At 66.0% G+C, this 25,500-nt stretch carries 25 protein-coding genes and 2 tRNA genes; 20 read left to right on the forward strand and 7 right to left on the reverse strand.

Going from position 1 to position 25,500, the window contains the following annotated elements:
• Position 1 precedes the first annotated feature (1 nt).
• On the forward strand, positions 2-1,234 hold the full coding sequence (locus VX037_RS07430) for a DoxX family protein (RefSeq protein ID WP_328713761.1): 1,233 nt from the start codon (positions 2-4) through the stop codon (positions 1,232-1,234).
• 18 nt (positions 1,235-1,252) lie between these two features.
• Here the strand turns inward: VX037_RS07430 and ilvD are convergent, their stop codons facing one another.
• Entirely contained in the window at positions 1,253-3,097 is a 1,845-nt protein-coding gene (gene ilvD, locus VX037_RS07435; RefSeq protein WP_235722571.1) for a dihydroxy-acid dehydratase, read from the reverse strand.
• A gap of 127 nt (positions 3,098-3,224) precedes the next feature.
• On the reverse strand, positions 3,225-3,662 hold the full coding sequence (locus VX037_RS07440; protein ID WP_235722573.1) for a PH domain-containing protein: 438 nt from the start codon (positions 3,660-3,662) through the stop codon (positions 3,225-3,227).
• Between the two features lie 272 nt (positions 3,663-3,934).
• Here VX037_RS07440 and VX037_RS07445 point away from each other — a divergent pair, with 272 nt between their 5' ends.
• From VX037_RS07445 to VX037_RS07475, 7 genes are all read left to right on the forward strand, one after another.
• Positions 3,935-5,893 (forward strand): acetolactate synthase large subunit, encoded by a 1,959-nt coding sequence (locus tag VX037_RS07445; RefSeq protein WP_328713762.1) that lies wholly within the window; start codon positions 3,935-3,937, stop codon positions 5,891-5,893.
• Positions 5,890-6,393: an acetolactate synthase small subunit gene (ilvN, locus tag VX037_RS07450; RefSeq protein ID WP_235722582.1), complete on the forward strand. Its 504-nt coding sequence runs from the start codon at positions 5,890-5,892 to the stop codon at positions 6,391-6,393. Before VX037_RS07445 ends, ilvN begins: the two co-directional genes overlap by 4 nt.
• A 42-nt stretch (positions 6,394-6,435) precedes the next feature.
• A complete protein-coding gene (gene ilvC, locus VX037_RS07455; protein ID WP_235722584.1) occupies positions 6,436-7,449 on the forward strand; it encodes a ketol-acid reductoisomerase in 1,014 nt (337 codons plus the stop codon).
• Between the two features lie 188 nt (positions 7,450-7,637).
• Positions 7,638-7,940: a type VII secretion target gene (locus tag VX037_RS07460; RefSeq protein ID WP_160900989.1), complete on the forward strand. Its 303-nt coding sequence runs from the start codon at positions 7,638-7,640 to the stop codon at positions 7,938-7,940.
• Entirely contained in the window at positions 7,937-9,241 is a 1,305-nt protein-coding gene (locus VX037_RS07465) for a hypothetical protein (protein ID WP_160900990.1), read from the forward strand. Before VX037_RS07460 ends, VX037_RS07465 begins: the two co-directional genes overlap by 4 nt.
• A 20-nt stretch (positions 9,242-9,261) precedes the next feature.
• Positions 9,262-10,047, forward strand: a complete 786-nt coding sequence (locus tag VX037_RS07470; RefSeq protein ID WP_328713763.1) for a hypothetical protein — start codon at positions 9,262-9,264, stop codon at positions 10,045-10,047.
• Complete coding sequence (locus VX037_RS07475; RefSeq protein ID WP_160900992.1) at positions 10,040-10,423, forward strand: hypothetical protein; 384 nt, start codon at positions 10,040-10,042, stop codon at positions 10,421-10,423. The genes VX037_RS07470 and VX037_RS07475 overlap by 8 nt, the downstream gene beginning before the upstream one ends.
• Positions 10,424-10,503: 80 nt before the next feature.
• Here VX037_RS07475 and VX037_RS07480 read toward each other — a convergent pair whose 3' ends face one another.
• Complete coding sequence (locus tag VX037_RS07480; protein ID WP_235722585.1) at positions 10,504-11,169, reverse strand: S1 family peptidase; 666 nt, start codon at positions 11,167-11,169, stop codon at positions 10,504-10,506.
• A 313-nt stretch (positions 11,170-11,482) separates the two neighbouring features.
• Between VX037_RS07480 and serA the strand changes: the two genes are divergently transcribed.
• From serA to VX037_RS07500, 4 genes are all read left to right on the forward strand, one after another.
• Positions 11,483-13,078, forward strand: a complete 1,596-nt coding sequence (gene serA, locus VX037_RS07485) for a phosphoglycerate dehydrogenase (RefSeq protein ID WP_235722587.1) — start codon at positions 11,483-11,485, stop codon at positions 13,076-13,078.
• Positions 13,075-14,085: a 3-isopropylmalate dehydrogenase gene (locus VX037_RS07490; protein WP_328713765.1), complete on the forward strand. Its 1,011-nt coding sequence runs from the start codon at positions 13,075-13,077 to the stop codon at positions 14,083-14,085. The genes serA and VX037_RS07490 overlap by 4 nt, the downstream gene beginning before the upstream one ends.
• Before the next feature lie 132 nt (positions 14,086-14,217).
• Positions 14,218-14,571, forward strand: a complete 354-nt coding sequence (locus tag VX037_RS07495; RefSeq protein WP_287016741.1) for a GntR family transcriptional regulator — start codon at positions 14,218-14,220, stop codon at positions 14,569-14,571.
• A complete protein-coding gene (locus VX037_RS07500) occupies positions 14,568-15,569 on the forward strand; it encodes a hypothetical protein (protein WP_328713768.1) in 1,002 nt (333 codons plus the stop codon). Before VX037_RS07495 ends, VX037_RS07500 begins: the two co-directional genes overlap by 4 nt.
• Here VX037_RS07500 and VX037_RS07505 read toward each other — a convergent pair.
• Complete coding sequence (locus tag VX037_RS07505; protein WP_328713770.1) at positions 15,526-16,758, reverse strand: MFS transporter; 1,233 nt, start codon at positions 16,756-16,758, stop codon at positions 15,526-15,528. The genes VX037_RS07500 and VX037_RS07505 overlap by 44 nt on opposite strands.
• A 111-nt stretch (positions 16,759-16,869) precedes the next feature.
• On the opposite strand from VX037_RS07505, the gene VX037_RS07510 reads away from it, so the two are divergent.
• From VX037_RS07510 to VX037_RS07530, 5 genes are all read left to right on the forward strand, one after another.
• Entirely contained in the window at positions 16,870-17,643 is a 774-nt protein-coding gene (locus tag VX037_RS07510; protein WP_328713772.1) for a fumarylacetoacetate hydrolase family protein, read from the forward strand.
• On the forward strand, positions 17,640-18,461 hold the full coding sequence (locus tag VX037_RS07515) for an alpha/beta fold hydrolase (protein ID WP_328713774.1): 822 nt from the start codon (positions 17,640-17,642) through the stop codon (positions 18,459-18,461). Before VX037_RS07510 ends, VX037_RS07515 begins: the two co-directional genes overlap by 4 nt.
• A gap of 22 nt (positions 18,462-18,483) precedes the next feature.
• Positions 18,484-19,959: a glutamate--tRNA ligase gene (gltX, locus tag VX037_RS07520; RefSeq protein WP_328713776.1), complete on the forward strand. Its 1,476-nt coding sequence runs from the start codon at positions 18,484-18,486 to the stop codon at positions 19,957-19,959.
• Positions 19,960-20,058: 99 nt separating this feature from the next.
• A tRNA-Gln gene (locus tag VX037_RS07525) sits at positions 20,059-20,130 on the forward strand.
• A gap of 68 nt (positions 20,131-20,198) precedes the next feature.
• Positions 20,199-20,271 (forward strand) — tRNA-Glu (locus VX037_RS07530).
• A gap of 57 nt (positions 20,272-20,328) precedes the next feature.
• Here the strand turns inward: VX037_RS07530 and VX037_RS07535 are convergent.
• Both VX037_RS07535 and VX037_RS07540 read right to left on the reverse strand, forming a co-directional pair.
• Positions 20,329-20,832, reverse strand: a complete 504-nt coding sequence (locus tag VX037_RS07535; RefSeq protein ID WP_328713778.1) for a PPOX class F420-dependent oxidoreductase — start codon at positions 20,830-20,832, stop codon at positions 20,329-20,331.
• A gap of 34 nt (positions 20,833-20,866) precedes the next feature.
• Positions 20,867-21,604, reverse strand: a complete 738-nt coding sequence (locus VX037_RS07540; RefSeq protein WP_235722605.1) for an IclR family transcriptional regulator — start codon at positions 21,602-21,604, stop codon at positions 20,867-20,869.
• Positions 21,605-21,662: 58 nt separating this feature from the next.
• Here VX037_RS07540 and leuC point away from each other — a divergent pair, with 58 nt between their 5' ends.
• The 3 genes from leuC to VX037_RS07555 all read left to right on the forward strand — a co-directional run bounded on the left by leuC (position 21,663) and on the right by VX037_RS07555 (position 24,499).
• Entirely contained in the window at positions 21,663-23,099 is a 1,437-nt protein-coding gene (gene leuC / locus VX037_RS07545; protein ID WP_287016745.1) for a 3-isopropylmalate dehydratase large subunit, read from the forward strand.
• A 42-nt stretch (positions 23,100-23,141) separates the two neighbouring features.
• Positions 23,142-23,735, forward strand: a complete 594-nt coding sequence (gene leuD / locus VX037_RS07550; RefSeq protein ID WP_328713779.1) for a 3-isopropylmalate dehydratase small subunit — start codon at positions 23,142-23,144, stop codon at positions 23,733-23,735.
• Between the two features lie 173 nt (positions 23,736-23,908).
• Positions 23,909-24,499, forward strand: coding sequence for an HU family DNA-binding protein (locus tag VX037_RS07555; RefSeq protein ID WP_328713780.1), 591 nt, complete (start codon positions 23,909-23,911; stop codon positions 24,497-24,499).
• An 88-nt stretch (positions 24,500-24,587) separates the two neighbouring features.
• On the opposite strand, the gene VX037_RS07560 is transcribed toward VX037_RS07555, so the two are convergent.
• Entirely contained in the window at positions 24,588-25,499 is a 912-nt protein-coding gene (locus VX037_RS07560) for an NUDIX hydrolase (RefSeq protein WP_328713781.1), read from the reverse strand.
• Position 25,500: the final 1 nt, after the last annotated feature.

Here is a 25,500-nt window from a genome sequence, read left to right on the forward strand (position 1 = left end):
CGTGAGCGAACGTGACCCAGCCGCAGGCGGCGGCTCCAGTCCGTACGACGAACCAACGGGCGAGATCGATCTCGGGGCGGCCGCATCCGGGCGCCGCCGGCCGGTTCCCACCGAGGATCGCGACACCTTCTATGACCGGCACGCTGCGGCGGGTCGCAAGCGGGTCGATGATCTCGATGACATCGCACCCGACGAGGTACAGACCCGATCTGTGTCGACGCCGACAAATCCCGCCCCGGCCGACCCAGAGTCGGCAGACCCGACCCCGGCCGATCCGACCCCGGCCGATCCGACCCCGGCCGATCCGACCCCGGCCGATCCGACCCCGGCCGATCCGACCCCGGCCACTGAGGCCATCGACCGTCGACCGGCGGGGGCGGTGGATCCCCGGCCGCCGGCCGCAGAGGATCCGACCACCCCGTTCGCCGCGCAGGCCCCGACCCTCGGCGACGCAGGCGCGCCCACCACCGCCTTCGGTGCGTCCGCGGCACCGCGGACCACCGCCTATGCGGCCGAGCCGGCCGGCGACGACCGAGCCGATCCGTATCCGACGCCGGAGACCTCGCCGATCGCGGAGCCGTACCCCGTCGGCGACAGCTACCCGACCGGTGATGAACGTCTGCGGTCGGTGGAAGAGGATCTCGCCGACTCCGAGCGGCGCGCTCGACGGGGCACCATCGACCTCGGCCTGCTGCTGCTTCGGGTCGCGGTGGGACTCATCGCGATGGCACACGGAGCGCAGAAACTGTTCGGGTGGTGGAACGGCCCGCGACTGTCGGGCTTTCAGGACATGCTCGTCAACGCGCCCAATCCGGCGATCGGCTTTCAGGCCGACGCCGCGCGGCCCCTTGCCATCGTCGGCGCGCTCTCGGAGACCCTCGGTGGGTTGATGCTGGTGGTCGGGCTGTTCGCCCCGCTGGCGGCGTCGGCGGTGCTCGGTGTGATGCTCGTGGCCGCGGCATACAAGGCCACTCTGGCCGGCGGCGTATGGTTCTTCGTCTCCGGTGGCGGGGGAGCCGGGATCGAATACGAACTGCTGCTCGCGGTGTGCGCGGCGGTCATCATCCTGACCGGTCCCGGCCGGATCTCCGTCGATGCACCACGCGGTTGGGCGCGCCGCCCCGCGTGGGGGTCGCTGGCGCTGCTGGTGGTCGGCGTCGGCGCCGCGGTCGCCGTGTGGCTGCTGTTCAACGGGACCAACCCGTTCGAGTCACCCGGCAATCCCACCGGCTGAGCGCCCGCTGCCGGTCGGTCAGTCGACGACGCGCACCGCGCCCCGATCGGCCGAGGTGGCCAGCTTCGCGTAGGCACGCAGTGCGGTGGTGACCGGTCGCTGTCGGTCCTTGGGCTGCCACGGTCGCTCGGACGCCTCCATCTTCGCGCGGCGCTCGGCGAGCACGTCGTCGTCGACGAGCACCTCGAGGCGCCGAGTCCGGACGTCGATCAGGATCGGGTCCCCATCCTCGACGAGCCCGATCGCGCCACCCGATGCCGCCTCGGGCGACATGTGTCCGACCGAGAGCCCCGACGACCCGCCGGAGAACCGGCCGTCGGTGATCAACGCGCACTTACGACCCATGCCGGTGCCCTTCATGAAGGCGGTGGGGTGCAGCATCTCCTGCATACCGGGTCCACCGGCGGGCCCTTCGTACCGCACCACGAGCACCTCGCCGGCCTGGATGGTCTTCGACAGGATCACTTGCACGGCGTCCTCTTGACTCTCCACGACGCGCGCGGGCCCCTGGAAATGCCAGAGTTCCTCGTCGATGCCCGCCGTCTTGAGCACCGCGCCGTCGGGCGCCAGATTGCCGCGCAGCACACACAGACCGCCCTCGACGGTATAAGCGTGCTCGAGATCGCGGATACAGCCGCCGGCCGCATCGGTGTCCAACGACGTCCACCGGTTCGCCGTGGAGAACGGGGTGGTGGTACGCACACCGCCGGGCGCCGCGTGGAACAGCTCGACGGCCGCGTCGATCGCCGTGCCGCCGCGGATGTCCCAGTCATCGAGGAACTGCCCGATCGTCGGGCTGTGCACGGTTGCGGCGGTGTCGTCGAGCAGACCGGCCCGGCGCAGTTCGCCCAGGATCGCGGGGATTCCACCGGCGCGATGCACGTCCTCCATGTGGTAGTCGGAGTTCGGTGAGACCTTCGACAGGCACGGCACGTTGCGACTGATCTCGTCGATGGTGGAGAGGTCGAAGTCGGTGACCTCGCCCTCCTGCGCGGCGGCAAGGATGTGCAGGACCGTGTTGGTGGAGCCGCCCATCGCGACATCGAGCGCCATCGCATTGCGAAATGCGGTGGGGGTGGCGATGTTACGGGGCAGCACCGAACTGTCGTCGTCGCGGTACCAGCGCAGGGCCGCTTCGACGATCACGGTGCCGGCACGTTCGAACAGCGCGCGGCGGGCCTCATGGGTGGCCAGCGTGGATCCGTTGCCGGGCAAGGCCAGGCCGAGGGCCTCGGTGAGACAGTTCATCGAGTTGGCGGTGAACATGCCCGAGCACGATCCGCAGGTGGGGCACGCCGATCGCTCGACCTCGGACAAGCCCTGCTCATCGACGGCGCTGTTCGCCGACGCCGAGATCGTGGTGATGAGATCCGACGACGGGTGGGCGACTTCGCCGACCACCACGGCCTTGCCGGCCTCCATCGGTCCACCCGACACGAACACCGTCGGGATGTTCAACCGCATCGCGGCGTTGAGCATGCCAGGAGTGATCTTGTCGCAGTTGGAGATACACACCAGTGCATCGGCGGTGTGGGCGTTGACCATGTACTCGACGGAGTCGGCGATGATCTCGCGACTCGGCAGGGAGTAGAGCATTCCGCCGTGCCCCATCGCGATTCCGTCGTCGACGGCGATCGTGTGGAACTCACGCGGCACCCCGCCCGCCGCGCGCACCGCGTCGGCGACGATCTCGCCGACGTCCTTGAGATGCACGTGGCCGGGTACGAACTGGGTGTAGGAGTTGGCGATCGCGACGATCGGCTTGCCGAAGTCATCGTCGGTCATACCTGTGGCCCGCCACAGGGACCGGGCTCCTGCGGCCTCGCGGCCGACGGTGGTGGTTCGGGACCTCAGAGCTGGCATCGCTGTTTCCTTGTGTCGACATGTCCGCCTGGACTCGGGCGAACTCGTGAACGCCACCGCATGGGGCCGTACACGATTGACGAGGCTACTCCGCGGCGACGAGCGCGAACAAAATGATTTCGTTGGGTCAGTTCTCGTCGTCGGCAGCTGCCGCGGCGTACGGATCGGGAATGCGACCGCGGCTGGCTGCCGAGAGCCGGGGCAGGTCGGCGAAGGTGATGGCGGGCAGGCGGACCCGCGTGCCGTTGGCCAGTACCGCCCGCACCGAACTCCACCGGGGGAACTGCAGGCCGTCGATCTCGCTCCATGGGATCTCACGGGTGGAGAAGGTGTGCACGGCCCGCAGGCCGTCTTCGGTCACGACGGTCCGGATCCGGACGATCCACCAGCCCAGCAGTACGGGCAGGATGAGGGTCCAGCCCAGCCAGACCAGCGACGCACCGGCGAGGATCACCGTGACCACAAACATCATCGGCACCGCGAAGTAGGCGAGACGTTGAATCCGGAACGTCTGCGGCAGTTCGACGGCGGGTGCATCATGAGAGGCGGGCGATGGAGTTGACACCCGACCATTGTCTCACTTCACGCATCCCGTTGATTCACCAGTATGTTCCCACGATGTGGGATGCCGATGGGCGCGGTTTGACTCTTGACATGCGCCGGTCCTACCGTGAAGGCGTGATGCAGCATCAGATTCTCGTAGTACTCGGCCGGCGCGTCGTCGCCTGACGGGTCACTTCGTAGACCTCCAGCATCGACGCGCCACCCTCGAACAGCTCAGCTGTCGGGGGTTTTTTCTTGTCAATTGAACGAACACCAGAGCAAAAGGATCGTGCAGTGAGCGCACCAACAGCACGTACCGACGACGCGCGGGGAACCGCGCGCGAAGCGGCGCCGCGTCAACAGTCACCAGCGGGCGGGAATCTGCGCGCGGTAGGTCAGCACACGGTTGCTCCCGAACGCGTCAGCGGGGCGCAATCGGTGGTTCGTTCGCTCGAGGAACTCGGCGTCGAGATCGTCTTCGGCATCCCGGGCGGAGCCGTTCTGCCCGTCTACGACCCGCTGCTCGACTCAGCGAAGGTGCGTCACGTCCTGGTGCGCCACGAGCAGGGCGCGGGTCACGCGGCCACCGGTTACGCCCAGGTCGCCGGACGTGCCGGCGTCATGATGGCCACGTCGGGCCCCGGCGCGACCAACCTGGTCACCCCGCTGGCCGACGCGCAGATGGACTCGGTCCCGGTGGTCGCGATCACCGGTCAGGTGGGTCGCGCGCTCATCGGAACCGACGGTTTCCAGGAGGCCGACATCTCCGGCATCACCATGCCGATCACCAAGCACAACTTCCTGGTGAACAACCCCGCCGACATCCCGCGCGTGATCGCCGAGGCGTTCCACATCGCCGAGAGCGGACGCCCGGGTGCAGTGCTCGTCGACATCCCCAAGGACATCCTGCAGAGTCAGACCACCTTCTCGTGGCCGCCACAGATCGACCTGCCCGGCTACCGTCCGGTGACCAAGCCGCACGGCAAGCAGGTCCGCGAGGCGGCACGGCTGATCCAGTCGGCCAAGGCGCCGGTGCTCTACGTCGGTGGTGGTGTCATCAAGGCCAACGCGTCCGAGGAACTGCGTGAGCTGGCCGAGCTGACCGGTATCCCGGTGGTCACCACGTTGATGGCGCGCGGTGCATTCCCGGACAGCCACTCCCAGCACCTGGGTATGCCGGGTATGCACGGCACCGTCGCCGCGGTCGCGGCGCTGCAGCGCAGCGATCTGCTCATCACCCTCGGCGCCCGCTTCGATGATCGGGTGACCGGTCAGCTGTCGTCGTTCGCGCCCGACGCGAAGGTGATCCACGCCGACATCGATCCGGCCGAGATCGGTAAGAACCGGCATGTGGATGTGCCGATCGTCGGCGATTGCAAGGCGGTCATCGGCGACCTCCTCGAGACGATCCGCAACGAGCGCGCGACCACCACCGAGGCGCCGGACCTGTCGACGTGGTGGCGGTACCTCGACGGCATCCGGCGCACGTATCCACTGAGCTACGACCGTCAGGCCGACGGCTCGATGTCGCCGGAGTTCGTCATCTCGGCCATCGGCAAGGCCGCCGGGCCCGACGCGGTGTATTGCGCAGGCGTCGGGCAGCACCAGATGTGGGCCGCGCAGTTCATCTCCTATGAGAAGCCACGGACCTGGCTCAACTCGGGCGGTCTGGGCACCATGGGCTACGCCGTCCCGGCCGCGATGGGCGCCAAGGCCGCTGCGCCGGACACCGAGGTGTGGGCCATCGACGGTGACGGCTGCTTCCAGATGACCAACCAGGAGTTGGCCACCTGCGCGATCGAGGGCATTCCGATCAAGGTCGCCCTGATCAACAACGGCAATCTGGGCATGGTTCGCCAATGGCAGACGCTGTTCTACGAGGAGCGCTACTCCAACACCGACCTGGCGACGCACTCACGTCGCATCCCGGACTTCGTGAAGCTCGCAGAGGCGTTGGGCTGTGCGGCATTCCGGGTGGAGGACGAAGCCGACGTCGACGAGGTGATCGCCAAGGCCCGCGAGATTAACGACCGGCCGGTCGTCATCGACTTCATCGTCGGTGCCGACGCGCAGGTGTGGCCGATGGTCGCCGCGGGTACCGGCAACGACGAGATCATGGCGGCGCGCGACATCCGTCCGCTCTTCGATGATGACGAATCCGCCTCGGTCGACACACCGGAGATCCATGAGGCCATGGGCCGCACGGATGCCGCGGTGCTGGCCGGTTCCGCAGACAAGAAGGACGAGCAGTGAGCACCACCCATACCCTCAGCGTTCTGGTCGAGGACCGGCCCGGCGTGCTCGCCCGTGTCTCGGGCCTGTTCTCGCGGCGCGGCTTCAACATCGAGTCGCTCGCCGTGGGACCGACCGAGCTGAAGGGGATCTCGCGGATGACCATCATGGTCACCGTCGACGATTTCCCGCTCGAGCAGGTCACCAAGCAGCTCAACAAGTTGATCAACGTCATCAAGATCGTCGAACAGGACCCGGAGAGTTCGGTGTCCCGAGAACTGATGATGATCAAGGTGCGCTCGGACTCGGCGGTGCGATCAGAAGTGATCGAGGTGGTGAACCTGTTCCGCGCGAAGGTGATCGACGTCTCGCCGGAATCACTGACCATCGAGGCCACCGGCACGAGTGAGAAGCTCGAGGCGCTGCTGCGGATGCTCGATCCGTATGGCATCCGGGAGATCGCGCAGTCGGGCGCGGTCACATTGGGTCGGGGACCCAAGAGCATGTCGGCCAACCGCTGACACGAACGAATCACACGAGAAGAAATCGAAGGGAATCCAACTGTGGCGATCGAACTGTTCTACGACGACGACGCCGATCTGTCGATCATTCAGGGCCGCAAGGTCGCGGTGATCGGCTACGGCAGCCAGGGACACGCACATTCGCTGTCGCTGCGTGACTCCGGCGTCGACGTCGCGATCGGCCTGCGCGAGGGCAGCAAGTCGCGCGATAAGGCCGCCGAGCAGGGCCTGAAGGTCATGACCGCCGCCGAGGCCGCTGCCTGGGCCGACGTCATCATGATCCTCGCCCCGGACACCTCGCAGGCGAAGATCTTCACCGAGGACATCGAGCCCAACCTGAAAGATGGCGACGCCATCTTCTTCGGACACGGCCTCAACATCCACTTCGACCTGATCACGCCGGCCGAGAACATCACCGTCGGCATGGTTGCGCCGAAGGGCCCCGGCCACCTGGTGCGTCGTCAGTTCGTCGACGGCAAGGGTGTGCCCTGCCTGATCGCCATCGACCAGGATCCCAAGGGTGAGGGTCAGGCTCTCGCGCTGAGCTACGCCAGCGCCATCGGCGGTGGCCGTGCCGGCATCATCAAGACCACCTTCAAGGAAGAGACCGAGACCGACCTGTTCGGTGAGCAGGCCGTGCTCTGCGGTGGCACCGAGGAACTGGTCAAGACCGGCTTCGAGGTCATGGTCGAGGCCGGTTACGCCCCGGAGATGGCCTACTTCGAGGTGCTGCACGAGCTCAAGCTCATCGTCGATCTCATGTACGAGGGCGGCATCGCGCGCATGAACTACTCGGTGAGCGACACCGCGGAGTTCGGTGGTTACCTCTCGGGGCCGCGCGTCATCGACGCCGACACCAAGGAGCGGATGCGCGGAATCCTCAAGGACATCCAGGACGGCACCTTCGTCAAGCGTCTCGTCGCCAACGTCGAGGGCGGCAACAAGGAACTCGAGGGGCTGCGTAAGCAGAACGCCGAGCACCCGATCGAGGTCACCGGCAAGAAGCTGCGCGATCTGATGAGCTGGGTCGACCGGCCGATCACCGAGACCGCCTGAGCGACTTCACGTCCCTAGGGTTCTTCCCCCGGGTCTCGTTTCTTCCCCCGTGAACAACGGTAGGAAGAACGGAGACCCGGGGGAAGAACTGTATGAGCGCTCTGACGGTCAGGTTGGGTCCACGGTGGCGGCGCGCTCGTGCGCTACGATCTTCCAGAATCGGGCACTGAACGTACGGGGGAAGTTCGATGGCGGATGCAGAAGTCGATCCAAGCGCTCTGCGCGAATACTCGGTCGCTGTAGACGATGCATCAGGTGCGGTGTCTCGTTCTCGCTTGCCCGATGGATTTCATGATCTCGCTGCATGTATGCCAGGTTCCTCAACTGCCTACGCATCGAACACTTCAGTGCCGGTGCTTCGAGGGGCACTCGATGACCTCGCCGATTACTACTCCGACCTGTCATCAGCGGTCAGGAATGCCGCCGGCGAATTCGAAGGGACCGACGACGACATCGCCGCCAAGCTCCGCGGCGTGCTGGAGTCGAAATGATTCCCAGTCGGCCGGTCTTCCAGACGTGGAAAGTCGACCAGCTCGTCGCTTGTGGTGACGACCTGGAAACGAAGGCCGCTGATCTCGACGATCTCGGATCGGGACTCGGTCACAGGATTCGCGCAATGGGACCGGCTGGAGGCCCGAGCGGACATTGGACCGGACTGGCCTATGAGGCGGCAGTCGACGGTGTGGAGCGCGGGGAAGGAAGCGCGCGGGCGGTTTCGAATATTGCCACGTCGAGCGTAGTCGGCATAGAGAAGTACGGACCCGCGCTCGCACATTCCGCGCGTGTCATCAGCGATCTGGTTCGAACCATCGAATCCGGGGACTTGTTTGTCACCGATGACTGGGTCGTGCTGGTCCGGGAAAAGTTGATGTCGCCGGCGATGGCCAAACTCATGGTTCTGGCAGCAACAGGTTTCCAGGATCAGTTGAATCCCAATCTCATGGATCTGGGACATGCCGACTACGACCTCGGCAACTACATTCGTCGACAAATTCAGCTCGCGGACCCGGATTTACCGGATCTGCCTGGCGACGCACACGCGCCCAAGGACTTCACGACCGATGCGTATTCAGACGATAGTCGAGCCGAGGACCCGACCCTAGGTCGAGAGAACCAGCGTAAGAGGCTCGCAGAGCACATGCTGGGCACCGTTGTCGACAAGGAAACAGTTGCCAAGGATGGGACGACGGTGACGACTCTGAGAATGCTGGACGGTAGTCGACAGGTTTATACCGACGCCCATCACGGAGGTAGCGGCGATACGTTCGATCTGTACAACGAGAAGGGAATGCTCATCTCGTCGAGAGTGACGAACTCCGATGGATCGACAACAACGACGCTGATGCGCGAGGGCAAGAGTCCCGTCGTCGTCACCGAGACTCGTGGCAGGCAAGCGACCGCCGAGGTGGATGGCGTGCGGGTGCAGGTTCCGAATTCCGATCAGGTTGCTCAGGCGCTCGCCGGCGGCGGGTTGGCGGCACTCGAACCACACGTCAGTGACGGCCTTCCATATCTCTCTGCAGCACAGGCGGAGAAGTTGCAGGTGGGTGCCAAGGCGGCTGGGCCAGCGCTGAATATCCTCGGCACTGCAGTTGCAGTTGTGGACGCGAAGTCGGGGTACGACAGATGTGTGGCGGGAACCACAGGGGCAGTGACTCTGACGGGCGACCTGGCTGTCAGCGCGATGATGTCCGAAACCGCAGGTGCGGCGAGGCTATTTGGTGTGGGCGCCGTCAGCGGGTTGGTATTCGGAGTGGTCGGTAACCTGGTGGGACAGGCGGTGTGTAAGTGACGGTCCGCAGATTGCTTCCTGTGCCCAGTCGGTGGGGCATAGGATTTTCGAAGGGTGATCGCGGCACCCTTTGCATTTACATCGGATTGTCGGCTGCGATCGGAGCAATCGGTATCGCCGCCGCGACTTCTGGTCAGCTTCTCGGTCTTGTTTGTGCTTCCCTGGTCTCCGTCGGCTTTGTGTTCGAAGCGCTATCTGTACTTCGATCTGTGCGGCGTCGACGCGATAGCCAGGAACTCGATCTAGATTCTGGCGTGCATCTGCGAAAAGGTGTCCTGGTTCTACGCCGCGATACGCTGATTCGCGGCTATGAGATCGCGGCAGCGGCGACGACGGGCCTCGGCTTCTTGATGTTCGCGTATGGCGTGTGGCAGGAGAAGGTAACCGTTCCAGTGGCCGGTATGGGGCAGCTTGGTATCTACTCACCTGTTGCGCTTGTCCTCGGTTCCCTGTACGTCGGTCGAGCCCTCAGGGTTTCACAATCTCAATCTTGCGAGTACGTACTCTCGCCCAGCGGGATCCGACGCGGTCAGACCGGTGTCGCGCGCGAATGGGGAACGATCGGTTGCGCAGTGCCTGCGGTCATCGCAGGAGACAAGAGGATGGGCGCATGGGTGGCCCTCGAGCCCGGTCATCGACGCGATGAATTGCGAGTAGACGAAACTGCGATCGGCGCAACAGCCTCGCTCTGGCTCTTTGACTTCTACATTCGTCATCCGGAACTTCGTGAGGAACTCTCTTCGACAGCCGCGATCGCCCGATTGCGGAATGGTTCGATCGTCGAGGAAGAGTCGCGGTATGTCTGACGCGGACGGCATGCCCCGCGAGTACCTCGAGGTCCTTCGCAGCCTCGCCCTCGACCCCACAATCCGGCCTCTCGTTCGTGAGGCCGTTTTCGATCTGAACTCCGAATCACTCACCGACTCGGTGATACCGATGCCGACTTCGTGGCGTTCGGACGACTACCGATTGTTCTGTGAGGATCGACGGGTTCGTCACGCGGAATTGGCTCGACGAGTCAATCAGGCTGTCGATGATTCGATCGAGTGGGGCGCGCGGACACATCTGGCGGGTGTGCAAACAGAGGAGCGTGAAGCAATCGAGGCGTGGACTCGCGACCAATTCGAGCGTGAGTTGCGCGCGTGGCTGCGCGTCAATCCCTCTGTCACCTATGAGCGCTGATTTCGATTGCACACCTACTCCTCGTAGAAACGACAGCGGCCCCGAGACCATGGTCTCGGGGCCACTGTCGTAGCTGACGATCAGATCGGGCGGAAACCGCCGTACTGCGGCAGCGAACCGACCCGGCGCAGAATCGGGGCGATGTTGGTGCCCGTCTCTGGTCCGAGGCAGGCGAGGAAGTAGTAGGCGTTGACCATGCCCACGAGGCGGTCGCCGACGACCACCGGGCTGCCGGAGTCGCCCTCGACCACACACAGCTGGCTGAAGTGCACATCGCCGTCGGAGAACCAGCTGATACCGCAGGTGTTGCCGGTGGTGCGGCCTTGCTTGCAGGCGACGGCCGGGAACGCGAGCGGCCGGGGGTCCACGCTGCGGATGGTCAATCCGCGCACGGAGCGCAGCGGCACGACCTTGGCCGGATTGAACTCGATGACCGCGATGTCGAGATCACTCGCGGAGTACGTGATGGTGCCGGCCTGACCACGGTCCTGGAAGGTCTCGGAGTACACCTTCTGGCCGGGATTGCCGCAGTGACCGGCGGTGATACCGATCAGCTTGCCGGTGTTGGACTTGCCGATGGTGGTCAGCGTGCACGCTGCCGCGGAATTGCCGCCCTTGAGCACCAGGATTCCCGATCCACCACCGAGATAGATCTTCGCCGGTGCGGCATCCACTGAGCCAGCCCCCAAGCCGGCCAGCACTGTTGCAGCCAGAACAGCCAACAGTGCTGTCAGCTTCCTCATCATCCACTCTCCGCTCATCGATGCGCACAGAATCAACGGCCCCGGAGCCGAGCCCGGGGCCAAGCACACGGTACCGGGCGGTAGCCGCGTGATGCGTGGTGCGGAATCGTCCCGGGGTCGGTTTGCAACCTATCCGTAATGCCGATCACAATCTACCGTGAAATTCCGGGGGCGGACCCGAGCAGCGGATACCGCCTGCAAATCCGACATGCGGCGACGACTAAGCTGTCCGCGGAAGTCCCCGTGGTCGCCTCTGCGCCGCCTGCGGCGATCTCCGCCTTCTCACTGACTTTGGCCCCCGACCATGGAGACTATCGTGACCTCAGCTGGCCGTCCGGTCGTTCTGATCGCCGACAAACTGGCTCCCTCGACCGTCGAAGCGCTCGGCGACGACGTCGAGGTCCGCTGGGTGGACGGCCCCGACCGGCCGAAACTGCTCGAAGCCGTGGCCGACGCCGACGCCATTCTCGTACGGTCGGCCACCACCGTCGACGCCGAAGTGCTCGACGCCGCACCCGGAGTCAAGATCATCGCGCGCGCAGGTGTCGGCCTCGACAACGTCGACGTCCCGGCCGCGACCAAGCGCGGCGTGATGGTCGTGAACGCCCCCACCTCCAACATCCACACGGCGGCCGAACATGCCGTCGCGCTCCTGATGTCCGCGGCCCGACAGATCCCCGCCGCCGACGCCACGCTGCGGGAGCACACGTGGAAGCGCTCGGCGTTCAACGGTGTGGAGATCTTCGACAAGACGGTCGGAGTGGTCGGCCTCGGCCGCATCGGCCAGCTGGTCGCCGCTCGGATGGCCGCGTTCGAGACCTCGATCATCGCCTACGACCCGTACGTGTCGCCGGCCCGCGCCGCTCAGCTCGGCATCGAACTGGTCAGCCTCGACGAACTGCTCGAGCGCGCCGACTTCATCACCGTGCACCTGCCGAAGACTCCGGAGACGCTGGGACTCATCGGCAAAGACCAGCTGGCGCGCACCAAGAAGGGTGTCGTCATCGTCAACGCCGCGCGCGGTGGCCTCATCGACGAGCAGGCGCTTGCCGATGCGATCAACTCCGGGCACGTCCGGGGCGCGGGACTCGACGTCTACGCCACCGAGCCGTGCACCGATTCGCCGCTGTTCGAGCTGCCGCAGGTCGTGGTGACCCCGCACCTCGGCGCCTCCACCAGCGAGGCCCAGGACCGTGCCGGCACCGACGTCGCCAAGAGTGTCCGGCTCGCGCTGGCCGGACACTTCGTGCCCGACGCGGTGAACATCACCGGCGGTGCGGTGGATGAAGAGGTGGCGCCATGGCTCGAGGTGGCGCGCAAGTTGGGCTTGCTGGTGGGAGTCATCAGCGACGAGCCACCGACCTCGCTCGTCGTCGACGTCCGCGGCGAGCTCGCCGCCAACAACGTGGAGGTTCTCGGCCTCTCGGCACTGCGCGGGCTGTTCTCTGCGGTCCTCGACGAACCCGTCACCTTCGTCAATGCCCCGGCTGTGGCCGCCGATCGTGGCGTGACCAGTGAGGTCACCACCGCGCCGGAGAGCCCGAACCATCGCAGCGTGGTGGACGTGAAGGCCGTCTTCGCCGACGGGTCGGTGCACAACGTATCGGGCACGCTCACCGAACCGCGCCTGGTGGAGAAGATCGTCAACATCAACGGCCGCAACTTCGACCTGCGGGCCGAGGGCCACAATCTGATCGTCAGTTACGCCGACAAGCCCGGCTCGCTCGGACGGATCGGCACCCTGCTGGGCAACGCCGACATCGACATCCAGGCGGCGGGTCTGTCGCAGGATGCCGACGGCCCGGGAGCCACCGTGGTGCTGCGGGTCAGCGCCAAGCTGTCCGACGATCTCGTCGCTTCGATCGGTGAGGCCGTCGGCGCCACCCTGATCGAACAGGTGGATCTGTCGTGAAGCTCGCAGTGATCGCCGGGGACGGCATCGGTCCCGAGGTCGTCGGCGAGGCCATCGGCGTTCTCGAAGCCGTGGTGCCCGCGGTGACGACCACCGACTACGACCTGGGCGCACGCCGGTACCACCGCAACGGAGAGTTGCTCACCGCCGACGACCTGGCGTCGTTGCGCGAACACGACGCGATTCTGCTCGGCGCCATCGGGGACCCGTCGGTGCCGTCGGGTGTGCTCGAGCGCGGCCTGCTGCTGAACATGCGTTTCGCCCTCGACCATCACGTCAATCTGCGACCGGCCCGCAAGCTTCGCGGTGTCACCTCGCCGCTCGCCGGCGACCCGGACATCGACTTCGTGGTGGTGCGGGAAGGAACCGAGGGTCCCTATACCGGTAACGGTGGCGCGATCCGCGTCGGCACACCGAACGAGGTCGCCACCGAGGTCAGTGTGAACACCCGGTTCGGTATCGAACGTGTGGTGCGTAACGCCTTCGAACGTGCCCGGGTGCGCCGCAAGAAGCTGACGTTGGTGCACAAGACCAACGTGTTGACCTTTGCGGGTGCGATGTGGAGTCGCACGGTTGCCGAGGTCGGCGCCGAATATCCCGACGTGACCACCGATTACTGCCACGTGGACGCGGCGACCATCTACCTGGTCACCGATCCCGGGCGATTCGACGTCATCGTCACCGACAATCTGTTCGGCGACATCATCACCGACATCGCGGCCGCGGTCACCGGCGGCATCGGGTTGGCCGCGTCGGGCAACATCGACGCCACCGGGACCAATCCGTCGATGTTCGAGCCGGTGCACGGCAGCGCGCCCGACATCGCCGGGCAGGGCAAGGCAGATCCGACCGCTGCGATCCTGTCGGCCGCCCTGCTGCTGGCTCATCTCGGTGAGACCGACGCGGCCGAGCGAGTGGAGAAGGCCGTCGCCGACGATGTGGCCGATCGCGGGTCGGAGGCGTTGAGCACCACCGAGATCGGGCGCCGTATCCGCGAACGCGTCTGATCTCCATCGCGCGACCGTCGCGACAGAGCCCCGCCCGGGAGTCATCCGGGCGGGGCTTCGTCGTCGTGGCCGTCGTGCCTCGCACGACGCCGGTCCATTGTTCTATTTTCAATAGAACTATATGATCAGCATGTGTTGATCCGCATCGACCCGTCTTCGCGCGTGCCGCTGTACGAACAGATCGCCTCGTCACTTCGCGGCTCGATCGCACGCGAGGAGATCGGAGGTGGTGAGCGGCTCCCTGCCGCACGCGATCTGGCCGCGTCGCTCGACATCAACCTGCACACCGTATTGCGTGCCTATCAGTTGCTCCGCGACGACGGGGTCGTCGAACTACGTCGGGGGCGAGGTGCGGTCGTCACACACTCGGCCGCCGGGCGCGCCGAACTCGCCGAGGCGGTGGAGGGTCTGATCCGGGTGGCGCGGCGACTGGGCATGTCGGCCGACGCGACGGCCGCCGAGATCCACGGGAGGTGGACGCTGTGAGTGGACCGGACGAACAGGGGGACAGCATGAACAGGTGGTTGATCGGGGCGCTCGGTGTGCTTCCGTCGATGATCGCCGGAGTCGTGGGGTCCCTGCTCGTGGCAGCATGGGCCGACGGCCTACCCGATCCGGTGGCCACGCACTGGGGTGGCGGTGGCGCCGACGGTTTCACCAGCGTTCCGGTGGTGGTTGCACTGCCGGCGGTCGTGGGGATCCTCGGTGCCGTCCTCGGTGCACTGTCGGTGCTGCTGCGCGATCGCACCGCCCTTCGTCTCACGCTCGGAATCGTTGTGGGCGTTACAGTGTCGACGATCGCCATCATCGTCTTGGCGACCGGGACGCAGCGCGGTCTCGCGGATGCCGGTGACGCCGCCACCCCGACGTGGCAGCTGCCGGCCGGCTGGCTCCTGGGACTCGCGGCGGGCGCGGGAACGGCTGCGCTCGTGCCGAAGTGGACGTCGACGGAGCAACCGCCAGATGTCGGCGAACGGCCCGACGTCGCGCTCGCCCCCGGCGAGCGGGCACTGTGGACACGGGTCGCGACCACGTCCGGCGTGGCGACGGCGATCATCGCCATCGCCTTGATGATCCTGATCTCGGTGGCACTGCTGGTGCGCTCATGGCCCGTCATCCTCATCGCGGTCGGGGTACTCGTCGTGTCTGTCGCGATGTGGAGTGTCCGGGTGACGGTCGACCGTCGCGCGGTGGCGGTCCGCGGCCGACTCGGCTGGCCGCGCACCGTGATTCCGATGGCGGAGATCGATCACGCCGAGTACGTGCAGGTTCGGGCACTGCGTGATTTCGGCGGCTACGGCTATCGCGTGGCGATGCATGGGGATCTGAAGGGGGCCAAGGGTTTCGTGCTCCGGTCCGGAGACGCGCTGCTGATCCTCCGGCGCGGTGGAGCACGCCACGTAGTCGTGGTGGACGACGCTCGCACCGCCGCAGGGCTGATCAATCGATTTGTCGATCCCGCGAGACGAGGGGAATGGCGATGAGTGGTGTCACGGCGGTCAGCGCGAAGGCGATCGGGAAGCCGGACGCGGCGATCAATGCGCCGAGTATGGGGGTACTCGCCGAGGTGGCCAGGTACTGGGCGGTGTTCTGAATCGCCAGACCGCGCCCGCTCCATGACGGGCCGGCGTATTCGGCGATGGCGGTGAAAGCCAAGCCGTTGTCGGCGACCGAGGCGATCGAGGCGATCACCATCACCAGTGGTGCGACGGGACTCCCCAACCAGTCGGTCAGTGCCAGCGCCATCGTTGCCAGGGCGGCGATCAGGGCGATCAACCGGATCGGACGCATGCGCGAACCCCACGCGTCCGACACCCGTCCGGCCACGATGCGGCCGATGGCGCCGATCACCTGTGTCACGGTCACCAGGACGCCCGCCGCGGCCGGCGGCCACTGATGCGCGACGATCAACCAGGTGGGCACGAAGGTCCACAGCATGGCCTGCGGAATCACCAGCAGCACGCTCACACCGTGGACTCGGGCCAGGAATCCGCTGGTTCGATAGGGATTTCGACCAGTGCTCGACTCCGTCACGTCGGCCGGGCGTCGCGGCGACGATGGTGGATCCACGATCCCGACGACGCACGCGATGAGTCCGAGTCCGGTCACCACCATCGGAACCGCCAGGGCCGCGGTGACGCCGAGTGCCTGCGCGGTCAGCGGCATGGTGAGCGCGCACACCGCGATGCCGAGCGGTTGTGCCATCTGACGTACCCCCATCGCGGTGCCGCGTTGTCGAGCCGGGAACCAGCCCACCACGATTCGACCGCTGGCGCCGTTGGCTGCCCCGGAGCCCAATCCGCCGACGAACAGTGCTGCGCCCAAGGCCCACAACGGGGCGTCGACGGCGGAGGTGACCACGGCGGCGATGGTGCCGGCCAGGGTGATGCACAGGGAGATGGTCAGGACGCGGCGCTCACCGTATCGGTCCAACAGTGCGCCCCACGGGATGATCAGCAGCATCAGGCCCACCGTGGGCACCGTGGCCAGCACCGAACCCGCAGCGAGCGACATGCCGTGCTCGGTGTGCAGGGCCGGGATGAGATACGCAACGCCGCTGACCGCGCAGGTGGTGGTCATCGCGGCGACCAATGCGCAGCACAGCATCGTCCATCGGCGCGCCGCGGTCATCGTCGGCTGCGTCCGCACAGGGGTTTCGGCGACGCGGTCCATGTCACTCCATCTCAATATGTGAAACTCAACGTCCACATTGTAGAACGAGGCGTGGGCTGGTCCAACCCGCGTCCCGAGTGCTGAGAAAAGGTGGTGCGATAGTGTCGTGCCATGCGTTTAGGTCGAGTAGCCAGCCCGGACGGGGTCGCCTTTGTCGCCATCGAGGACGCCGAGGACGGCCCTCGGGCGCGTGAGATCGCGGAGCATCCGTTCGGCACACCGTCGTTCACCGGACGATCGTGGGCGCTGGCCGACGTCCGTCTGCTCGCGCCGATCCTGGCCTCCAAGGTGATCTGCATCGGTAAGAACTACGCCGCACATGTCACCGAGATGGGGGGTGAGCAACCGGCCGATCCGGTGATCTTCATCAAGCCGAACACCTCGATCATCGGTCCGGAGGTTCCGATCGTGCGTCCGCCGAACTCCGAGCGGGTCGACTACGAGGGGGAACTGGCGCTCGTCATCGGGCAGCCCTGCAAGGACGTCGCAGCGGCCAAGGCCGCGGAGGTGATCCTGGGCTATACCGTCGCCAACGACGTCACCGCCCGTGATCAGCAGCAGGCCGACGGCCAGTGGACCCGTGGCAAGGGTTATGACAGCTTCTGTCCGCTCGGTCCCTGGATCGAGACCCAGTTCGACCCGAACGATGTCGAGGTGACCACCGAACTCGACGGGGAGGTCAAACAACGCTCGCGGACCTCGCTGATGCTCCACGGCGTCGGTGAGGTCATCGAGTGGATCTCGCGGATCATGACCCTGCTACCAGGTGATGTGATCCTGACCGGCACCCCCGAGGGCGTCGGCCCGATGGTTGCGGGCCAGCGCGTGGCGGTCACCGTGGAGGGGATCGGCACGCTGTCCAACCCGGTGGTGGACAAACCGTGAAGGGGCCGAACATCGCGCGCGTCAACGGGATCGAGCTCGCCTACGAGGATGTCGGTAGTGGGCCGCTGGTGGTGATGGTGATGGGAACCGGCAGCCCGGGCCGGGTCTGGCAGGCCCACCAGCAGCCTGCGCTGGTCAAGGCCGGGTATCGGGTGGTCACCTTCGACAACCGTGGCATCTCGCCGTCCTCGGAGTGCGTCGAGGGCTTCACCGCCGACGACATGGTCGCCGACACCGCCGCGTTGATCGAGCATCTCGCGGCCGGTCCGGCGCTGGTGGTCGGAACCTCGCTCGGTGCGCGCATCACCCAGGAGTTGGCCCTGGTGCGACCCGACATCGTGAAGGCCGCGGTGATGATCGCCACCTACGGTCGCAACACTCCGCTCCAGCAGGCGATCTCGGCGGGGGAGCGGGCGCTCTACGACAACAAGATCACGTTGCCGCCGGAGTATGCGGCGGCGATCACCGCGCATCTCAACCTCTCCCCGCACACACTCGACGACGACCGGTCGGCCAAGGACTGGCTCGATGTGATCGGATTCTCGCCGCAGACGGTCACCGCCGGTGTCCGGGCGCAGCTGGGGTTGCACGATCGCGAGTCGGATCGGCTTGCCGCGTACCGGGCCATCGCGCGTCCCGCCTTGGTGATCGGTTTCGCCGACGATCGCACGCTCCCGCCGAAACTGGCCCGCGAGGTCGCCGACGCGATCCCCGGGGCGCGCTATGAGGAGATCGCGAAGGCTGGCCATTTCGGATACCTCGAACAGCCCGCCGAGGTGAACCGGCTGCTGATCGAGTTCCTCGGAACCCATCGCTGAGCCGTTCGATACGCTGACCACCATGAGTGGTTCCGATGTGCGCGTTCGCTTCTGTCCGTCTCCGACCGGTACCCCCCACGTGGGGCTCGCCCGGACGGCGCTGTTCAACTTCGCGCAGGCGCGCCACGACAAGGGCACCTTCGTATTCCGGATCGAGGACACCGACGCGGCGCGCGACACCCAGGAGTCCTACGACGCGATTCTCGATGCGTTGCGCTGGCTGGGCCTCGACTGGGACGAGGGGCCCGAGGTGGGAGGCCCCTATGCGCCCTATCGGCAGTCGGAGCGACGTGGCCTCCATCTCGACGTGGTGGCTCGGCTGCTCGAGGCTGGGGAGGCCTATGAGGCATTCTCCACTCCGGAGGAGGTCGAGGCCCGGCACCGCGCCGCGGGACGGGACCCCAAGCTCGGCTACGACAACTTCGATCGTGAGCTGACTGATCAGCAGCGTGCGGATTTTCGTGCAGAAGGACGCAAAGCTGTTGTGCGACTGCGTATGCCGGACCGTGACATTACCTGGGACGATCTCGTTCGGGGTACCACCACGATCAAGGCGGGCACGGTCCCGGACTTCGCGTTGACCCGTGCGAGTGGTGACCCGCTGTACACGTTGGTGAATCCCGTCGACGACGCGATGATGAAGATCACCCATGTGCTGCGTGGGGAGGATCTCTTCTCCTCGACCCCACGGCAGATCGCCCTGTACGACGCGCTCATCAGGGTGGGGATCGCCGACCGGGTGCCGGAATTCGGGCACCTCCCGTTCGTGATGGGGGAGGGCAACAAAAAGCTCTCCAAACGCGACCCGGAGTCGAATCTGTTCCACCATCGGGATCGTGGATTCATCCCGGAGGGTCTGCTGAACTATCTGGCATTGCTCGGGTGGGGCTTCTCCGGTGACAACGACATTTTCACCCTCGACGAGATGGTCGCGGCTTTCGATGTGCGCCAGGTGAACTCGAATCCGGCCCGGTTCGACCAGAAGAAGGCCGACGCGATCAACGCCGAACACATCCGGCGGCTGGACCCGGCCGACTTCACCGCTCGCCTGCGGCGCTATCTCGTCGAGACCGGCAAGCTCGCCGAGTCGGTCGACGACAGCGCCTTCGCCGCCCTGGCCGAACTCGTGCAGACCCGCATCCAGGTGCTCGGCGACGCATGGCCGCTGATGTCGTTCCTCTATCTCTCCGACGCCGATTTCGTGATCGACGAGAAATCGGCGGCCAAGAACCTCGGAGGCGATGCGGGACCGGTGCTCGATGCCGCGTCGGCGGCGCTGGGTGCGGTGGACGGTTGGACGGCGCCGGCGATCGAGGAGGCGCTCAAAACGGCCCTCGTCGATGAGTTGGGGCTCAAACCCCGTAAGGCGTTCGGGCCGGTGCGGGTGGCTGTCACGGGGTCGCAGGTGAGCCCCCCGCTGTACGAGTCGATGGAGCTGCTCGGTCGTGACAAGAGCCTCGCGCGGCTGGGCGCGGCCCGCGAGATGATCGCAGAATAGGGGTTTGACCTGCCGATTTGTGGTCTAGGGGGATACCTTTGGTAGTCTTCTCCTCGGTTCTTTTCCGGCCGGGACGCCGAATCGGAGAAGGGAAAACCTTGGGGTATGGTGTAATTGGCAACACAGCTGATTCTGGTTCAGCCATTCTAGGTTCGAGTCCTGGTACCCCAGCGAGCTGTTGGGATACGATCTCTGACCGAGGCAATATCCTGATGGTTCCAACTGAATAGCGTGTCCATGGCCCCGTCGTCTAGCGGCCTAGGACGCCGCCCTCTCAAGGCGGTAGCGCGGGTTCGAATCCCGTCGGGGCTACACAGGAAGGCGCCTCCTCCGATTTCGGAGGAGGCGCCTTCTTCGGTGTGCGGGGCGTCAGTCGTCGGCCGATGGGGCGGTGCTGCCCGCGACGGGCATCGGGTCGAGGCCGAGCTTGCGGTGATCCCACGATCGCACCTTTACCGGGATCAGGCGCACGGCCACCCGCTTGTGCATCATCTGGTCGACGAAGGGCCGCATCTCGTCGGTGTACGGCCCGGTGTATCGCTCCCAGACGCTGATGCCGACGCGCAGGCACGAGTCCGGGTCGTCGAGGATCTCGGCGCTCCCCTCGAAGGACACCCCGCGCAGGGTGTCGTAGGTGTCCCCGTCTTCGATCATCACGGTGCAGCGACTGTTGCGGCGCAGGTTGACCGCCTTCTGCGATTTGGCCTTCGTCTCGAACCAGATCTCGCCGTTGACCACGCCGTACCACATGGCCACGAGATGGATGCCGCCATCGGGACCCGTGGTCGCCAGCGTCGCGGTGCGGCTGTTGGCGACGAAGGTCTCGATCTCGGCGTCGGACATGACGATCTGGCTGCGTTGATTGACTCCCATGCAGTGACGCTAACCGACCGCGGGTGCCGGCGGGTCAGGTGCGGGTCGGTTGCAGCCGTTTGTGGATCGCGTCGGCGGCGGCGAGCAGATCGGCTGCCCAGCGTGCTCCGGGGCGTCGCCCCATGCGGTCGATCGGCCCGGAAACCGAGATGGCCGCGACCACGTCTCCGGTGGCGTCGCGGACCGGCGCGGACACACTGGCCACCCCGGCCGCACGTTCACCGGCGCTCTGCGCCCAGCCGCGGCGTCGTATCTCGTGCAGTGCCCGCTCGCTGAAGACGCTGTCATGCACCAGAGCGCGTTGGGTGCTCGAGTCGGTCCAGGCGAGCAGGACCTTGGCGGCCGATCCGGCGCTCATCGGGAATCGGGTACCCACCGGGACGGTGTCGCGTAGCCCGGTCGGCGGTTCCATGGCAGCGATACACACTCGTTCGGCGCCCTCGCGACGGTAGACCTGAACAGATTCGCCGGTGATCTCCCGCAGTCGCGGCAGTACCATCAGGGCCGCCTCGCGGACCGGGTCGTGCGAGGAGGCGGCGGCCAGTTCCGCCAGCGCGGGACCGGGATACCAGCGGCCCGAGGAGTTGCGCGCCAGGAGGCGATGGGTTTCCAACCCGACTGCGAGTCGGTGCGCCGTCGCCCGCGGCAATCCGGTGCGGTCGCACAACTCGGTCAGATTGCACGGAGCCTCGGCGATCGCGTGGAGTACCACCACAGATTTGTCGAGCACGCCGATTCCGCTCGTCGTCGGCGATGCGCTATCCTTTCCCATAGGACGATACTAGCGTCCCAGATAATGAGATGCACCCCCGACAGATGCGAGTAGTGCCATGAGCTCCAGCCCCAACGCGCCGCGTACTCTTGCCGAAAAAGTGTGGGACGACCACGTCGTCGCACGCGGCGACACCGATGGTGCCGGGAATCGTAATCCCGACCTGATCTACATCGACCTCCATCTCGTGCACGAGGTGACCAGCCCGCAGGCTTTCGACGGCCTCCGGCTCGCCGAGCGTCCCGTGCGCCGACCGGATCTGACCATCGCCACCGAGGATCACAACGTTCCGACGGTCGACATCTTCAAGCCGATCGCCGACGAGGTGTCACGCACTCAGGTCGAGACTCTGCGGCGCAATTGCGAGGAGTTCGGGATTCGCCTGCATCCCATGGGCGATGCCGAGCAGGGCATCGTGCACGTGGTGGGCCCGCAGCTCGGGTTGACCCAGCCTGGGATGACGGTGGTGTGCGGTGACAGTCACACCTCCACACATGGTGCGTTCGGATCGATCGCCATGGGCATCGGAACCTCCGAGGTCGAACACGTGTTGGCCACGCAGACATTGTCCTTGCGCCCGTTCAAGACGATGGCGATCACCGTCGACGGCGAGCTGCCGGCGGGTGTCACCAGCAAGGACCTCATTCTTGCGGTGATCGCCAAGATCGGGACCGGCGGCGGCCAGGGGTACATCCTCGAATACCGCGGAGCGGCCATCGAGAAGTTGTCGATGGAAGCCCGGATGACCATCTGCAACATGTCGATCGAGGCGGGCGCCCGGGCCGGGATGATCGCGCCGGATCAGGTGACCTACGACTTCCTCAAGGGGCGCCCCCATGCTCCGACGGGAGCGGACTGGGACGCCGCGGTGACCTACTGGGACAGTCTGCGAACCGATCCCGATGCCGAGTTCGACGCCGAGGTTCACATCGATGCCTCTGCGCTGACGCCGTTCGTCACGTGGGGAACCAACCCGGGCCAGGGTGCGCCACTCGGGGCTCGGGTGCCCGACCCCGCCGAGATCGTCGACGAGAATGACGCCGTCGCGGCCCGACGAGCGTTGGAATACATGGACCTGGAGCCCGGAACGCCGCTTCGCGATGTGAAGGTGGACACCGTGTTCGTCGGATCGTGTACCAACGGGCGGATCGAAGACCTGCGGGCGGTGGCCGACATCCTGAAGGGGCGCAGCATCGCCGACGGGATGCGCATGCTGATCGTGCCAGGCTCGATGCGGGTGCGTGCGCAGGCCGAAGATGAAGGGCTCGGTGAGATCTTCGTCGCAGCCGGCGCCGAGTGGCGTCAGGCGGGATGCTCGATGTGTCTGGGCATGAACCCCGACCAGCTCGCTCCAGGTGAGCGGTGCGCGTCGACGTCGAACCGGAACTTCGAAGGGCGGCAGGGCAAGGGTGGCCGCACCCACCTGGTCTCGCCGGCGGTCGCGGCCGCCACCGCCATCCGGGGAACGCTGTCGGCCCCCGCGGATCTCGGCTGACCCTCGTCCCTCGTCACCACACGCATAGGATCGGAACACATCATGGAACCATTCATCACCCACACCGGGATCGGCGTGCCGCTGCGCCGCAGCAATGTCGACACCGACCAGATCATTCCGGCGGTCTATCTGAAGCGAGTGACCCGCACCGGCTTTGAGGACGGGTTGTTCGCCGGGTGGCGCGCCGACCCGGATTTCATTCTGAACAACGAACTGTGGAGCCAGGGGTCGGTACTGGTCGCCGGCCCGGACTTCGGTACCGGGTCGTCGCGGGAACACGCGGTCTGGGCGCTGTCGGACTTCGGCTTTCGAGTGGTCATCTCGTCGCGCTTCGCCGACATCTTCCGCGGCAACGCCGGAAAAGCGGGACTGGTGGCCGCCGAGGTCGAGCAATCCGACGTCGAACTCATCTGGAAGCGCCTCGAGGAGCAGCCGGGGCTGGAACTGACGGTCAGTCTTGCCGATCGGACCGTGACCGCCGGAGACCTCGTGGTGCCGTTGGCAATTGATGACTACACCAGGTGGCGTCTGATGGAGGGTCTCGACGACATCGGATTGACGTTACGCCAGGTAGAGGCGATTTCTGAGTTCGAAAAACAGCGGCCGTCGTTCAAGCCGGTGACGCTGCACAGCTGACCGAGAACCTCGTCTACGGGTTGTTCTGGCCTGTCCCCGGAATCTGATCGCTGCTTTCGATTTCGCAACATGCCTGGTTAATTGGCGTGGAAGATGGACGTTTTCGAATTCGACGTTTACCGTGTGGGGTTAGCTGGCCTACCGATGGGTCAGAACAGCTTGCGGAGGTTTCAATGAACAAAGCAGAGCTCATTGATGAGCTGACGAAGAAGCTCGATGCGGATCGCAAGACTGCGACGGCCGCTGTCGAGCTCGTGGTGGACACGATCGTGCGTGCCGTGAACAAGGGCGAGAGCGTGACGATCACCGGGTTCGGTGTCTTCGAGAAGCGCAAGCGCGCTCCTCGTGTGGCGCGTAACCCGCGCACCGGCGAGACCGTGAAGGTGCGTGCCACTTCGGTTCCCGCGTTCCGTCCGGGAGCGCAGTTCAAGGCGGTCGTGGCGGGCAAGCAGAAGCTGTCCGCCAGCGGTCCCGCGGTGAAGCGGGGCAGTGCAACGGCGGCGCCGGCGAAGAAGACCGCAGCCAAGAAGACCGCGGCGAAGAAGACCGCGGCCAAGAAGGCTCCGGCCAAGAAGACCGCAGCCAAGAAGGCAGCACCGGCCAAGAAGGCGGCGCCGGCGAAGAAGACTGCGGCCAAGAAGGCTCCGGCCAAGAAGACCGCGGCCAAGAAGGCTCCGGCGAAGAAGACCGCGGCCAAGAAGGCTCCGGCCAAGAAGACCGCAGCCAAGAAGACCGCAGCCAAGAAGACCACCGGCCGCCGCTGAGGCGCCGGTACTTTCATCTGCTCGCCTCGGCCCTCGACGTCCTTCCCTCGTCGGGGGCCGAAGCGTGTGACCGATCAGTGCGTGTGGATCAGCCCTGGCGGTCGGTGTGCGGTAGCGGACTGTCGATGTGGTCGGCGGCGAGCAGTCGGCCATTCGACGTCGACAGCACCCACACACTGCCTTTTCTGTTGCGCTTGACGGGCAAGGTCAGGTCATCCTCGTGGGCCCACCACTGCATCAGCGGCGGAATCACCTTCCCCTGGCTGCACACCGCGTGGATCGCCGATGTGTCGGTCGCGATCTCCCGTATGCGGCGATGAGCGGCGTCGGAGTTGGCGCGGTAGGCCTCCTCGGACAGCGCGGTCTCCGGCACGATCGCCACACCCAACTTCTCGGCCGCAGGAGCCAAGGTCTGCTCGCAGCGCACGCGGTCGGCCGAGTGCAGACGTTCGGCGCCGAAGGCGTCCAGCAACGTCGACAGGTCACGTGCCTGGGCTCGACCGAATTTGTCCAGCGGGCGCAATCGGTCGTCGCCCTTGTACCGCGAACGACGGCCGGCGCGCGCGTGACGCACCAGCAGCAGGGTGTGCACGTCGGCCGGGAGGCGTTCGAACTCCTTGAGTACCTTCCGGTCCAGCCCGTAGCTGAGCAGCCCGGCCGCGGCGGCCGGGTCGAGCCAGCGCAGGTCATCGACCTCGTGATTCGCGGTGAAGTCACCGCCCAGCGCGCGGGCGGACCAATAGCGCACGCGTTTGTACCCGCTGGGGATCTGGTAGCCGACATCCATCAGATGACGACCCAGCCGGCTCAACTGTCCGGTCTCCTCGCGGATCTCGCGGACCGCGGTGGAGATCAGTGTCTCCCCGTCGTCGATCTTGCCCTTGGGAAGGGTCCAGTCGTCATAGCGCGGTCGGTGGACGAGGCAGATCTCCACGCCGTCGCGGGTCGGGCGCCACAGCACGGCACCCGCGGCCCACACCGTCTTCGTTGTCTTGGACATC

This window comes from Gordonia sp. Z-3 (assembly GCF_036233855.1).
GTDB lineage: Bacteria > Actinomycetota > Actinomycetes > Mycobacteriales > Mycobacteriaceae > Gordonia > Gordonia tangerina.

Coding starts and splice junctions, on each gene's coding strand:
- ilvD (WP_235722571.1), bottom strand. CDS start 3,097: ATGCCAGCTCTGAGGTCCCGAACCACCACCGTCGGCCGCGAGGCCGCA.
- VX037_RS07460 (WP_160900989.1), top strand. CDS start 7,638: ATGGCGGATGCAGAAGTCGATCCAAGCGCTCTGCGCGAATACTCGGTC.
- VX037_RS07465 (WP_160900990.1), top strand. CDS start 7,937: ATGATTCCCAGTCGGCCGGTCTTCCAGACGTGGAAAGTCGACCAGCTC.
- VX037_RS07475 (WP_160900992.1), top strand. CDS start 10,040: ATGTCTGACGCGGACGGCATGCCCCGCGAGTACCTCGAGGTCCTTCGC.
- VX037_RS07480 (WP_235722585.1), bottom strand. CDS start 11,169: ATGATGAGGAAGCTGACAGCACTGTTGGCTGTTCTGGCTGCAACAGTG.
- VX037_RS07505 (WP_328713770.1), bottom strand. CDS start 16,758: ATGGACCGCGTCGCCGAAACCCCTGTGCGGACGCAGCCGACGATGACC.
- VX037_RS07510 (WP_328713772.1), top strand. CDS start 16,870: ATGCGTTTAGGTCGAGTAGCCAGCCCGGACGGGGTCGCCTTTGTCGCC.
- gltX (WP_328713776.1), top strand. CDS start 18,484: ATGAGTGGTTCCGATGTGCGCGTTCGCTTCTGTCCGTCTCCGACCGGT.
- VX037_RS07535 (WP_328713778.1), bottom strand. CDS start 20,832: ATGGGAGTCAATCAACGCAGCCAGATCGTCATGTCCGACGCCGAGATC.
- VX037_RS07540 (WP_235722605.1), bottom strand. CDS start 21,604: ATGGGAAAGGATAGCGCATCGCCGACGACGAGCGGAATCGGCGTGCTC.
- leuC (WP_287016745.1), top strand. CDS start 21,663: ATGAGCTCCAGCCCCAACGCGCCGCGTACTCTTGCCGAAAAAGTGTGG.
- leuD (WP_328713779.1), top strand. CDS start 23,142: ATGGAACCATTCATCACCCACACCGGGATCGGCGTGCCGCTGCGCCGC.
- VX037_RS07555 (WP_328713780.1), top strand. CDS start 23,909: ATGAACAAAGCAGAGCTCATTGATGAGCTGACGAAGAAGCTCGATGCG.
- VX037_RS07560 (WP_328713781.1), bottom strand. CDS start 25,499: ATGTCCAAGACAACGAAGACGGTGTGGGCCGCGGGTGCCGTGCTGTGG.